The sequence below is a fragment of the Enterobacter sp. PL_is514 genome (assembly GCF_055816715.1).
This window is the reverse complement of sequence record NZ_JBVPGN010000028.1, coordinates 54,357-67,254: the sequence shown is the minus strand read 5'-3', so window position 1 is coordinate 67,254 and position 12,898 is coordinate 54,357. Positions and strand designations below refer to the sequence as shown.

The 12,898-nt window shown below is 55.6% G+C and carries 12 protein-coding genes; 5 read left to right on the top strand and 7 right to left on the bottom strand.

Going from position 1 to position 12,898, the window contains the following annotated elements:
- The first annotated feature begins 69 nt into the window (after window positions 1–69).
- From AC0TNG_RS06585 to AC0TNG_RS06565, 5 genes are all read left to right on the top strand, one after another.
- Complete coding sequence (locus tag AC0TNG_RS06585; protein WP_045908676.1) at window positions 70–465, top strand: CidA/LrgA family protein; 396 nt, start codon at window positions 70–72, stop codon at window positions 463–465.
- Window positions 462–1,157, top strand: coding sequence for a CidB/LrgB family autolysis modulator (locus tag AC0TNG_RS06580; protein ID WP_008500916.1), 696 nt, complete (start codon window positions 462–464; stop codon window positions 1,155–1,157). The genes AC0TNG_RS06585 and AC0TNG_RS06580 overlap by 4 nt, the downstream gene beginning before the upstream one ends.
- A 129-nt stretch (window positions 1,158–1,286) precedes the next feature.
- Window positions 1,287–2,171: a cytidine deaminase gene (cdd, locus tag AC0TNG_RS06575; protein WP_024908162.1), complete on the top strand. Its 885-nt coding sequence runs from the start codon at window positions 1,287–1,289 to the stop codon at window positions 2,169–2,171.
- 127 nt (window positions 2,172–2,298) lie between these two features.
- Entirely contained in the window at window positions 2,299–3,015 is a 717-nt protein-coding gene (gene sanA / locus AC0TNG_RS06570) for an outer membrane permeability protein SanA (RefSeq protein WP_008500918.1), read from the top strand.
- 124 nt (window positions 3,016–3,139) lie between these two features.
- Complete coding sequence (locus AC0TNG_RS06565; protein WP_473713406.1) at window positions 3,140–4,528, top strand: glutamine synthetase family protein; 1,389 nt, start codon at window positions 3,140–3,142, stop codon at window positions 4,526–4,528.
- Between the two features lie 50 nt (window positions 4,529–4,578).
- Here AC0TNG_RS06565 and mglC read toward each other — a convergent pair whose 3' ends face one another.
- The 7 genes from mglC to AC0TNG_RS06530 form a co-directional block, all read right to left on the bottom strand.
- Window positions 4,579–5,589: a galactose/methyl galactoside ABC transporter permease MglC gene (gene mglC / locus AC0TNG_RS06560; protein ID WP_008500921.1), complete on the bottom strand. Its 1,011-nt coding sequence runs from the start codon at window positions 5,587–5,589 to the stop codon at window positions 4,579–4,581.
- Between the two features lie 15 nt (window positions 5,590–5,604).
- Window positions 5,605–7,125, bottom strand: coding sequence for a galactose/methyl galactoside ABC transporter ATP-binding protein MglA (mglA, locus tag AC0TNG_RS06555; RefSeq protein ID WP_008500922.1), 1,521 nt, complete (start codon window positions 7,123–7,125; stop codon window positions 5,605–5,607).
- 79 nt (window positions 7,126–7,204) lie between these two features.
- A complete protein-coding gene (gene mglB / locus AC0TNG_RS06550; protein ID WP_024908164.1) occupies window positions 7,205–8,203 on the bottom strand; it encodes a galactose/glucose ABC transporter substrate-binding protein MglB in 999 nt (332 codons plus the stop codon).
- Window positions 8,204–8,497: 294 nt separating this feature from the next.
- A complete protein-coding gene (gene galS, locus AC0TNG_RS06545; RefSeq protein WP_032646558.1) occupies window positions 8,498–9,520 on the bottom strand; it encodes an HTH-type transcriptional regulator GalS in 1,023 nt (340 codons plus the stop codon).
- Between the two features lie 155 nt (window positions 9,521–9,675).
- Window positions 9,676–10,833, bottom strand: coding sequence for a DUF418 domain-containing protein YeiB (yeiB, locus tag AC0TNG_RS06540; protein WP_473713326.1), 1,158 nt, complete (start codon window positions 10,831–10,833; stop codon window positions 9,676–9,678).
- Between the two features lie 19 nt (window positions 10,834–10,852).
- Entirely contained in the window at window positions 10,853–11,521 is a 669-nt protein-coding gene (gene folE, locus AC0TNG_RS06535) for a GTP cyclohydrolase I FolE (protein WP_008500927.1), read from the bottom strand.
- A gap of 102 nt (window positions 11,522–11,623) precedes the next feature.
- Complete coding sequence (locus tag AC0TNG_RS06530; RefSeq protein ID WP_248165241.1) at window positions 11,624–12,772, bottom strand: YbfB/YjiJ family MFS transporter; 1,149 nt, start codon at window positions 12,770–12,772, stop codon at window positions 11,624–11,626.
- Window positions 12,773–12,898: the final 126 nt, after the last annotated feature.

Here is a 12,898-nt window from a genome sequence, read left to right as displayed (position 1 = left end):
ATGATGTGATCCATGGCACATTTTTAGGTTTAATTGTATGATGAATGCGTTTCAGCAAGGACTATCACCATGAGCAAATCATTGAACATTATCTGGCAATATCTGCGCGCATTCGCCCTGATTTACGCCTGCCTGTATGCCGGGATTTTCATCGCGTCGCTGCTGCCCATCACCATCCCCGGCAGCATTATCGGCATGCTGATCCTCTTCGTGTTGCTGGCGCTGCAAATCCTGCCCGCAAAGTGGGTCAACCCCGGCTGCTTCGTCCTTATTCGCTATATGGCGCTGCTTTTCGTGCCTATCGGCGTCGGGGTCATGCAGTATTTTGATTTGCTCAAAGCCCAGTTCGGCCCGATTGTGGTCTCCTGCGCGGTCAGTACGCTGGTGGTTTTCCTGGTGGTGAGCTGGAGTTCACATCTGGTGCATGGCGAACGTAACGTGATTGGGGAGAAAACAAAAAAATGATGGACAATATCTGGTGGTCCCTGCCGCTCACCCTTGCAGTCTTTTTCGCCGCACGTAAGCTTGCCGCGCGTTTCAAAATGCCCTTGCTGAACCCCCTGCTGGTGGCGATGGTGGTGATTATCCCGTTCCTGCTGCTCACCGGCATTCCTTACGAACGCTACTTTGCCGGCAGCAAAATCTTAAACGACCTGCTGCAACCCGCCGTCGTGGCGCTGGCGTTTCCTTTATATGAGCAGCTGCACCAGATCCGCGCCCGCTGGAAATCCATCATTACCATCTGTTTTGTGGGTAGCCTGGTGGCGATGATCACCGGCACGTCGGTGGCGCTGCTGATGGGCGCTTCCCCACAGATTGCGGCGTCAATCCTACCTAAATCGGTGACCACGCCTATCGCGATGGCGGTTGGGGGCAGCCTCGGCGGTATTCCGGCCATCAGCGCGATGTGCGTCATTTTCGTCGGTATTCTCGGCGCGGTGTTTGGCCACACTCTGCTAAACGCGATGCGTATTCATACTAAGGCGGCTCGGGGGCTGTCGATGGGCACCGCCTCGCACGCGCTGGGCACGGCCCGCTGCGCGGAGCTGGATTATCAGGAAGGGGCATTTAGCTCCCTGGCGCTGGTGATCTGCGGGATTATTACCTCTCTGCTGGCCCCGTTCATTTTCCCGCTTATTCTGGCAGTGATGGGCTAAAATTTGCGATGCGTCGCGCAAATTTCATTTTGATTTCATAAGTTGCATACATAATGAGAAGTGGATCACATATAAAGCCCTGACGGCTCCGTAAACTACCGATCCATTAACCTTTATGAGGCAAACGCCATGCACCCACGTTTTCAAGCTGCTTTCGCCCAGCTTGCAGAGAATTTGCAGTCAGCCCTTGCTCCCGTTCTGGCAGATGCGCACTTCCCCGCCCTGCTGACCGCGGAGCAGGTCACGATGCTGAAACAGGCAACGGGACTGGACGAAGACGCGCTGGCTTTCGCACTGCTTCCTCTGGCTGCCGCCTGCGCGCGGGCCGATCTCTCCCACTTCAACGTCGGGGCCATTGCGCGCGGCGTCAGCGGCACCTGGTACTTCGGCGGCAACATGGAGTTCCTGGGCGCAACCATGCAGCAAACCGTGCACGCCGAGCAGAGCGCCATCAGTCACGCCTGGCTGCGCGGTGAAAAAGCCCTGAACGCCATTACCGTTAACTACACCCCCTGCGGCCACTGCCGTCAGTTTATGAACGAACTGAACAGCGGGCTGCAGCTGCGCATCAATCTGCCAGGCCGCGCGCCGCACACGCTGGCGGATTACCTGCCTGACGCGTTTGGCCCGAAAGATCTGGAGATCAAAACCCTGCTGATGGACGAGCAGAACCACGGTTTCGCCCTGTCCGGCGATGACCTGAGCCAGGCGGCGATTACCGCCGCCAACAAGAGCCACACGCCGTACAGCAAGTCCCCGAGCGGCGTGGCGCTGCAGTGCCGCGATGGCCGAATCTTCACCGGCAGCTATGCGGAAAACGCCGCGTTTAACCCAACGCTGCCGCCGCTGCAGGGCGCACTCAACCTGCTGAGCCTGAACGGCTATGATTATCCTGACATTCAGCGCGCCATTCTGGCTGAAATTGCCGATGCGCCGCTGATTCAGTGGGATGCCACTGCCGCAACGCTTAAAGCGCTGGGCTGTACGACGATTGACCGCGTACTGCTGGCGTGATCCTTCCGGCGGGCAGAAATGCCCGCCAGTTTGCTGAAAAACCCCTCAGTTGAGTCGCTGTTTCTTGCGCTAACCAGGCGGGTAAAGTAGCCTGAGTTAAATTTCACCTTCGGTACGAGCCATCTGCATGTTAAAGCGCGTTTTTTACAGCCTGTCTGTCCTGGTCGGCATACTGCTGTTGATCGTGCTCGGTCTCGACCGCTGGATGAGCTGGAAAACCGCCCCCTACATCTTTGATGACCTGCAGGACCTGCCCTATCGTCAGGTTGGCGTGGTGCTCGGCACCGCCAAGTATTACCGCACCGGCGTCATCAACCAGTATTACCGTTACCGCATTCAGGGCGCGCTGAACGCCTACAACAGCGGCAAGGTAAACTACCTGCTGCTGAGCGGCGATAACGCGCTGCAAAGCTACAATGAACCGGTGACGATGCGTAAGGACCTGATTGCCGCAGGCGTGGATCCTGCCGATATCGTGCTCGACTACGCCGGCTTCCGCACCCTGGACTCCATCGTGCGCACGCGTAAAGTCTTCGACACCAACGACTTCATCATCATCACCCAACGCTTCCACTGCGAGCGTGCGCTGTTTATCGCCCTGCATATGGGTATTCAGGCACAGTGCTATGCGGTGCCGTCGCCAAAAGATATGCTGAGCGTGCGCGTCCGCGAGTTCGGTGCCCGCTTTGGTGCCCTGGCCGATCTGTATATCTTCAAACGCGAACCGCGCTTTTTAGGCCCGCTGGTGCCGATTCCGGCGATGCATGAAGTGCCGGAAGACGCGCAGGGTTACCCGGCCGTCACGCCCGAGCAGCTGCTCGATATGCAGAAAAAAGAGAAATAACAGCACCGCCTTTATACTTTCTTTACGCCAGGCCTGACGCTTTTTATCTCCCCTTTACGTCGGCTCTTTTAAGCTGAGTTCACTGCCGCTACGGCTTCATTGAAGAATGACTATGAACTCGATAATGAATGCGTTTTTCCTCAAAAGTCTCCGTCCGTATTTTAACTTTCCCGGCTTATCACTCCCTGGCGCACTCAATTCCGGTCTCTGGCTTGATGAAAAAATTGACGCCCTGCAGCACAACATTTCAGTGGAAGTAGCCGATTACCTGAAACGTTACCCGCAGACGAAACATGTAGACGTTTACCTGAACGATATCAACGGCACGATGCGTGGCAAGCGTCTGTCGGTGGAGAGCATGCTGAGTCTGGAAAAAGGCTGTTACTTTCCCCTTTCGGTCTACTCGATGGATCAGAAAGGAAAAATCGCCGCCCCGCTTTATGATGAACCGGACCGGCTGTGCGTTCCGGTCGCCGGCTCCCTGCGTCCCTGCCCGCAGGATCCGCAGCACAACGCGCAGATCCTGCTGACGATGAAAGACAGCGACGATAGCCCCTGCCCGCTTGAGCCGCGCGTGATACTGCAGAACGTGCTGGCCCGCTTCCACCGGCACGGCCTTTTCCCGGTGATTGCCCCGGAAATCGAGTTCTATCTGACGGGGCATGGCGATCGGGATCCGCAAAATCAGGGCTGTTTTCATATGGATACCTCGTCGGCGCATGCCGCGCTGTTTGACGAACTGGAACAGCTGGCGCACCTGCAGCACATCCCGCTGTCAGGGGTCGTAGCGGAAGCCGAGTCCGGTCAGTACGAATTAAACCTGAAGCACAGCCATCGCGTCGTTGAGGTCTGCGATAACGTGCTGGCGCTGCGTCGCCTGACCCGATACGTTGCCGAAAAGCACGGCCTGCAGGCCAACTTTATGGCCAAGCCCTTCAGCGAACTTTCCGGCAGCGGCTTGCACTTCCATTTCAGCCTCAACGACAGCCGCGGCGACAACGTCTTTGCTTCCCCGGTTAACGCGCTGAACAGCATGGTGCGGTTGTGCATCGCGGGCCAGCTGGCGCTAATGCCCGCCTCTATCGCCATTCTTGCGCCAGGCGTCAACGCGTTTCGTCGCCTGCGTAAAAACCTGACGGAACCCGTATTTAACTCCTGGGGCTATAACACCCGCTCCGCCGCTTTGCGTATTCCCTGCTCGGAAGACCACAACCGTCGTATCGAGTACCGGCTGGCCGGGGCTGACGCCAATCCGTATCTGGTGGCTGCTACTATTCTGACCGGCATGCTGTACGGGCTGGAAAATATCGACGAGGAGGAGTTGCCCGAACCGCAGCACGATCAACCTGAACTGCCGCTGTTTCAGCAGGAGGCGATTGAGACTTTTGCCCGCTGTCAGTACCTCACCGACAGCCTGGGCGACGCCTTTTCCGAACACTGGATCGCCTGCAAGCTCTCTGAACTCGACTGGTTTGAACGCATTGTGACCCGAGAGGAGTCACAGCTGGCATAAGGCATAAAAAAAGCCCGCTCGGTGAGCGGGCCAGGTATCGCGAGAGACGGTTACTTCTTACGCGCGTACTTCAGTGAATCCAGCGCAACCGCGAAGATAATAATGGCGCCTTTGATGATGTACTGCCAGTACGGGTTCACGCCGATATAGGTCAACCCGTAGTTGATAACGGTGAAGATGATCACACCGGTCACCACGCCGAGTACGGTACCCACACCGCCGCTGAAGGAGACGCCGCCCACCACACAGGCTGCGATCGCATCCAGCTCGTACATGAAGCCAAGGTTGTTGGTTGCAGAGCCGATACGGCCGGCTTCCAGCATCCCGCCGAAGGCATAGAACACGCCGGACAGGGCATAGATAATGAGCAGGTTCAGGGCAACGTTTACGCCGGACACTTTCGCCGCTTCCGGGTTACCGCCGATGGCGAAGATGTTTTTGCCAAAGCGCGTTTTGTTCCACAGGATCCAGACGAAGGCGACCGCAATCAGCGCATAGAAGGTGATATACGACAGGCGGAAGCTGCCCAGCGCAATAAACCCTTGCGTAAAGGTCGAGAAGCCGCTGTCAAAGCCCGAGATGGGTGAAGCACCGACAAAGTCGTAATACAGGGAGTTGATACCGTAAACGATGATCATCGTACCCAGGGTGGTGATAAATGGCGTCACGTTCAGGTAGGCGATGATGATACCGTTGATCAGACCAATCACCGCACCGATGGCGCAGACAATCAGGATCACCACGAAAATCGGCATAGTGGCCATTTCCGGGAAGACCTTGTTGGCGTTTTCCATCGACTGCAGCAGGGTTGCCGCGATAACCGCCGCCAGACCCACCTGACGACCGGCAGAAAGGTCCGTCCCCTGGGTCACGATCAGGCCCGCCACGCCCAGCGCAATGATAATACGCACGGAGGACTGGGTCAGAATGTTACTCAGGTTCAGCAGGCTTAAGAACGTAGGGTCCTGGAAAATAATGATAGCCAGCAGTACTAAAAGAACAACGTAAATACCGCCTTCTTTCAGATAAGTGAGAAAACTTTTTTTATTTAACGCACTCATGAGGAGCCCCTGATCTTAAAGGTGCAAAGACGCAAGACGCAAAATTTCGTTTTGCGTTGTCGTTTTGGTGTCAACAATACCGGCGACGAGACCATTGCTCATAACCAGAATACGGTCTGTGATCCCTAACAATTCCGGCATTTCGGAAGAAATAATAATGATCCCTTTATTCTTTTTCGCCAGCTCGGCAATCAGCTGATAAATTTCAAACTTCGCGCCGACGTCAATACCGCGGGTCGGTTCATCCAGCATTAGAATTTCTGGCTGGGTTAATAACCAGCGGCCGATAATAACTTTCTGCTGGTTACCGCCTGACAGCGAACCAATTTGGGTGCGGTGGCCTGGCGTTTTCACGCGCATGGAGTCAATCACCCATTGGGTATCGCTCTTCATGCGGGAGTTATCCAGTAGCCCGACTTTGTTTTTGTAATTGCGAATGTTAGAAATTAACGAGTTAAAGTTAATATCCAGATAGGCATAAATACCGGTCGAACGACGCTCTTCCGTCACCAGCGCAAAACCATTATTAATGGCTTCGTTGGCGTTGTGGTTATTGATTTTCTTTCCGTGCAGCGTAATGGTGCCTTCGGCTTTCTCACGAATGCCAAACAGGGTTTCCACGATGTCGGTACGCTTTGCCCCCACCAGCCCGGCAATCCCCAGGATTTCACCCTTGTGCAGGTCGAAGGAGACATCGCGGATAGACGGTTGACGTAACGAGGTCAGATTGCGCACTTCCAGAATCACTTCACCCGGCTTGTTTTCTTTGTCCGGAAAGCGCTGGTTCAGGGAACGGCCGACCATCATGGCGATGATCTTGTCCATGTCCAGTCCTTCCAGCGGCTGTGTGGCAATCCACTGGCCGTCGCGCAGGATGGTGATCTCATCGCACAGCTGGAAGATCTCTTCCATTTTGTGAGAGATATACACAATGCCGCAGCCGCGATCTTTCAGCTTGCGAATAATGGTAAAAAGGTGATTAACCTCTTTTTCCGTTAATGACGATGTCGGTTCGTCCATGATGACGATTTTCGCATCATAGGAGAACGCTTTGGCGATTTCGATCATCTGCATCTGGGAGACGGATAATGTTCCCACGCGGGCGCGCGGATCGATATCAATATCCAGCTCGTCGAAAATCGCTTTGGTGTCGCGATACATTTTGTCCTGATCGACAAAGACACCTTTGGTGGGATAACGCCCCAACCACATGTTATCCATGACTGAACGCTGCAGCACCAGGTTTAATTCCTGGTGAACCATCGAGATACCGTTTTCCAGTGCTTCTTTCGCTGAATGGAAATCGATCTCTTTCCCCTGAAAAAGAATGCTGCCAGAATCTTTTTGATAGATCCCAAAAAGACATTTTAATAATGTTGATTTACCCGCACCGTTCTCACCCATTAAGGCGTGAATAGAGTGAGGACGAACTTTTAAATTAACATTATCGAGTGCCTTAACGCCGGGAAATGACTTGTTGATACCGCTCATTTCCAACAGGTATTCACCGGATGACTGAGTAGTTGTGCTGACCATAATTATACCTTGTTGGCCTCGCATATCGCGTTATAAAAGGGCGCAACGAATTGCGCCCAGTGGAGACAGTACCGCTAACTTATTTACCGATAAACTCAGCCAGGTTGGACTGGTCTACGCCCACGTAAGGTACGCGAACGATTTTGTTTTCAATTTTCCAGTTGGTGCCATCTGCCGCGCCTTTGCCATCGGCCAGGTTTTTCGCCAGATCGAAGGTCGCTTTCGCCTGGTTGTTGGCATCGTTCAGAACGGTACCGGCCATCGCACCGGATTTAACCAGCGCCAGCGCTTCTGGCAGCGCATCCACACCGAATACCGGGATGGACGATTTGTTGTGCGCTTTCAGCGCTTCTACCGCACCCATTGCCATCGCATCGTTGTTGGCGATAACCACTTCGATTTTGTTCGCGTTAGGGCCGGACAGCCACGCGTCCATCTTATCTTTCGCCTGAGCGGTATCCCACATCGCGGTATCTAACGCCAGCTGCTGGGTTTTCAGACCCTTGTCGTTCAGCTCTTTGATAACGTAAGTGGTACGGGCTTCAGCATCCGGGTGGCCTGGTTCGCCTTTCAGCAGCACGAACTGAATCTGACCGTCTTTGTTCAGGTCCCAGTTCGGGTTCGCCGCCCAGTGTTTGGCGATCAGATCGCCCTGAATAATACCGGACTCTTTGGAGTCGGTACCGACGTAATACGCTTTATCGTAGCTATCCAGCGCCTTACGGGAAGGTTCTTTGTTGAAGAAGACGATCGGCACGTTCTGGCCGCGCGCTTTTTCAATAACCGTGCCTGCTGCAGCCGGGTCAACCAGGTTGATGGCCAGGGCTTTCACGCCTTTCGCCAGCAGAACGTCGATCTGATCGTTCTGTTTGGACTGGTCGTTCTGGGAGTCGTTCATCAGCAGCTGAACGTCTGGCGCTGCTTTCGCATCTTTCTCAATCGCTTTACGCACAACAGACATGAAGTTGTCGTCGTATTTATAGATGGTCACACCAATACGGGTATCCGCAGCGTGCGCTGCTGCACCAAAAAGCATGCTTGCCATTACAGCAGACAGGGTCAACACCTTCTTATTCATGGTATCTCCGGTTTTTTTATGCAGGGTAGTTCTTGTGAATAACGATCGGCGGGCAGGTGTTAATAAAACGTTACTGACAGCCGAAGTTCACTTATAAAATTTCTATCTTCCGTGTTCGGTAACGCTCCAGAAATGCGTTTTATTCGTTGTTTGCAGCACATTGGCTATAGTGAAAGTGAATAATCACCGTTACATAGCGTTTCAGCTCCTAAAACGCTGACATCATAGTCAGCGCCTTGTTAAGATACTGTGAATTTACTCACAGATTGAAAACGGTTACATCACCTCATGTAATCAGTTAGTGATCGGAACCACAGTTTGCCTGGCCGCGACGGAGTGGCGACGCACTAAAGTCGGCATGAAACAGTGCGTTGCGCCCGGATCCAGCAGCCCTGCCGCCCCCTGTAACGCCAGCTCAGTCGCCAGTTTCGCCATAGAGGCAATGGGGTAGCGCACCGTTGTCAGCTGCGGGTCGGTGTAACGGGCAATCGGAATATCATCAAAGCCAATGAGTGATAAATGCTGTGGCACCGCAATGCCGTTGTCTTTCAGCGCCGTCAGGGCCCCTGCCGCCATGCTGTCGTTATAGGCAAACACCGCAGACAGCTGCAGGTTGCGGCCCAGCAGCTCGACCATCGCCGCTTCACCGCCCTGCATGTCCGGCGTACCGGTTCCCACCCAGCTTTCGGATGGCATCATGCCGTGCTCTTTCAGGGCGTTTTGCCACCCCTCGCGCCGCAGGTCGTCATCTTCAATCTGATGGCTGGAGGCCAGATAGCCAATCCGCTGATGCCCGTTGTTAATGAGCATTTTCGTGGCCATCATGGCGCCGCTGACGTTATCCAGCCCGACGCAGCGATGGGCATAGCCGGGGACGATACGGTTAATCAGCACCATGCCCGGGATCTGATCCATAAAGCCGGTTAGCTCTTCATCGCTCAAGGCTTTTGAGTGGACAATCAAGGCGTTACAGCGCTGGCGAATCAGCACTTCGATGGCATGGCGCTCTTTTTCCGCCTCATGATAGCTGTTGCCGATCAGGACGTATTTCTGATGCTGCTGGGCGACCACGTCGACCGCTTTCACCAGTGCGCCGAAAAAGGCATCTGAGACATCCATCACCACCACGCCGATGGTGTCGCTGACCTGCGTCGCAAGCGCCTGCGCATTGGCATTTGGCCGGTACCCGAGCTGGGTCACGGCTTTCATTACGGTTTCACGGGTTTCAGGGCTGACCAGCGCGCTGTTGTTCAGCACGCGCGAGACGGTGGCCACAGAAACGCCCGCCTGACGGGCGACGTCACGAATGGTGATCATATTCACCATCCTTCAAAGGATTGCAGCAACTCACAGACACCCCCTGTGTTTAGCAAGGTGGCTATTTTGGCAGCGAGAGAAAGGGGACTACGTGAAGAAGCTCACACTCATGAAAACGCTTACATCCGTTTTGTTAATGATTGTGATCCAGATCGTTATCTGGATGTGTTTTTCAATGATACCCCTGAAGCATGTGCGGTTAACTGACGCCACACCCACTCCAGCGGTCCCTGGCGGAAATAACGTAGCCAGAGAACAGAAAACGCCAGGTTAACCACCCAGACCGGGATAACAAACGCCAGCAGCGTGAGGCGGTCGAATTTCATAAACAGGCCAAAGCGATAGAAAAGCGTGGTGCAGAGAAGCGTTTGCAGGAGGTAGTTGCTCAACGCCATGCGGCCCACGCAGGCGATAGCGCTGACGATCCACAGGCGGGAAAGCGTTGGCCAGAAGCCATAGATCAGCGCCGCGTAGCCGATGGTCTGGAACGGTGCGCTCAGTTCGCGCGGCACCTGGAGCAGGAACGCGCACCAGCGGTAATCCCAGTGGATGTGCCACTGCGTAATGACCGCCGGGAGGTTAATCAGCACGCCCAGCAGCACCAGCCCCACACCCGTTCGCCGATAGTGACGCAGGCTGAATTCGCCTTTCAGCCAGCCGGTGCGCATCAGTGACGCGCCCATCATCATCATGCCCGCCAGCTGCCAGCCGTATTGCGCCCCCAGCGCAAGGAGGTTGTCCCCCAGCATATCCGCGCGGTTGCTTATTGCTTCCGTACCGCCTTTCAGCTTCCAGAACTGCTCGTACTGCAGGTTAGCGGCATCCGGGATCCAGGCACGGTTAGTCGCCTCTCCGGAGATCATCCCCAGCAGCAGCAGTACAGCAAGCCCCATGACATAGAGCATCACGCCGGTGTTAAACAGGCTTTTAACGCTGTGCGCATCGCGAATCAGACGCCAGCAGATGAGCCCGACTAACCCATACGCGAGAAGAATATCGCCGTCCCAGAAGAACAGGCCGTGAATAAAGCCGAGGATAACCAGCAGCGTCAGGCGCGACTGGATCCAGCGCGTACCGCGTTTGAGGAGAAGCTGCAGGCCTGCGCCAAACAGCAAGGCAAAGAGCGTGAGGAATTTGACCTGCGCGAAGAGATCGAGGATCGCCCACGTCCATGCATCACTGCGCGTGATGTCGCCATACCAGGCAGGATTGAGATAAGCCGCCTTCGGCAAACCGAAGGCGGTGATATTAAGCAGCAGGATACCGAGAATGGCGACGCCGCGAACAAAATCGAGCGTGACGTTTCGCTCCATGGTCCCTGCCCTGTAAGACTTAGTTGTGGTGACGTACGGCGCGCAGGAACTCCTGGCGGGTATTCTGGCTTGATTTAAACAGACCGCCCAGCGAGGTTGTGGTGGTCGCACTGGTTGCATCGCGCACGCCACGCGCTTTCACGCAGTAGTGAACCGCATCGATAGAGACGGCCACGTTATTGGTGCCCAGCAGCGTTTGCAGCGCGGTCAGGATCTGCTGGGTCAGACGCTCCTGCACCTGCGGACGCTGAGCGAAGAACTGCACGATGCGGTTGATCTTCGACAGGCCAATCACCGTATCTTTGGGGATATACGCCACGGTCGCTTTACCGTCGATGGTCACGAAATGGTGTTCGCAGGTGCTGGTCAGCGTGATATCGCGGACCGTCACCATCTCATCCACTTTCATCTTGTTTTCAATGACGGTGATTTTCGGGAAGTTGGCGTAATCCAGACCCGAGAAAATTTCGTCGACGTACATTTTCGCGATGCGGTGCGGCGTCTCCATCAGACTGTCGTCACTCAGATCGAGATTCAGCAGCTCCATGATATCGGTCATATGACCGGCAATCAGACGCTTGCGGGTTTCATTGTCCAAATCCTGTACGGGCGGACGCAGTGGCGTTTCAAGACCGCGCGCAACCAGGGCTTCGTGGACCAGGGCAGCTTCTTTACTGAGTGATGACATTTTGTTCTCCTGCAGGTGTGGCGTCTTTTGCCCTCGTTGTGGCAAAAGTATGCGCTCATTGTGCGTGAGGCGGCGCACATAATCCAGTATTCACGACGATAATTATTGCAATTGCTGTTGCCTTTCAGCGTGACGATTCCAGACCAGGGCTCCGCCGACGAACAGCGCCACGCCCGCCAGCCCCAGCGCAGGCTCCAGCCGGTGGGTAAGCCAGGTTGATAACGCCGAGGTCATCGGGCCAATCAATTGCCCTATCGCATACCCGGTGGTGAGCAGGCCGGCCATATAGCGCGTGTGGTTTGGCGCCAGCTCGCGACCGTATAAAAGAGAGAGCTGCACGGCACACAAAAAGCCGCCTCCCACCAGCAGCCCGCCCGTCAGCAAACCGCCAATCCCCGGCAGCAGCCAGGCCGCCAGCACGCCCGCCCCCTGTAACCACAGCACGATAGCCAGCCTGCGGTTAGCCGTTGAGGTGTGGCGTAAAAGAATACTGAGCGCAATGCCCACCACGGCGGCGAGACCAAAAATCGGCCAGACAAACTGGGCAAACAGGCTGCCGGGAAAACGCACCGCCGCCATTTGCGACAGGAAGGTCGCCGGGAGGATATAGCCAAACCCGGCCAGGCTGTAGCTCCAGACCAGGCGCTTTAAATCCGCCGTCAGCAGCAGCGGCTCCGGCGCGGTGCCGGGTCGATGGAGCTGCCCGGATCGCGGCAGGTAGCGCGCCACCAGTGCAATCAGCACCAGCGCCAGCACGCCGTAGATTTGCCATGCCGCCCCGGCCGACAGGGATTTCGCCTGGATATAGACGGCGAGCAGCCCGCTCAGGGCGATGCCCGCCCCCGGTCCGGCAAACACCGCAGCGCTCAGGCCCGGTTTACCGAGCTGCCCCAGCCGTTCGTTGGTCCAGGCGGCAATGAGTACCATAGACCAGCCGCTCATGCAGCCGATGACAAAACGCAGCAGGCCGTGCACGACGGCATTATCCGCCGCCGCGGAGAGCAGCGTCAGCGCCACCGCGCCGGTGATGCCAAGCCAGAGGCGCGTTTCAACGAAGCGGTGCGCACGCATCGCATCCCACGCGCCCACCAGATAGCCCAGATAATTCATCGCCGCCACCAGACCCGCGCTGGTCAGCGTAAGCTGTCCGGCAGCAATCATCAGCGGCACCTGGGGCGTAAAAGCAAAGCGCCCTATCCCCATCGCCACCACCAGCACGATAAACCCACTGAGCGCAATACGCAGCGCCATGACCGCTCCAATTGTTAAAGAAAAGTAAATTTATGATGCAGCATCTCGCCCTCTGGCGAAAGTGAAAGTTACTCACAGGTCAATGAAAAGGCTGTATTATGGTTTTTATGAATGCGCATTCTCATT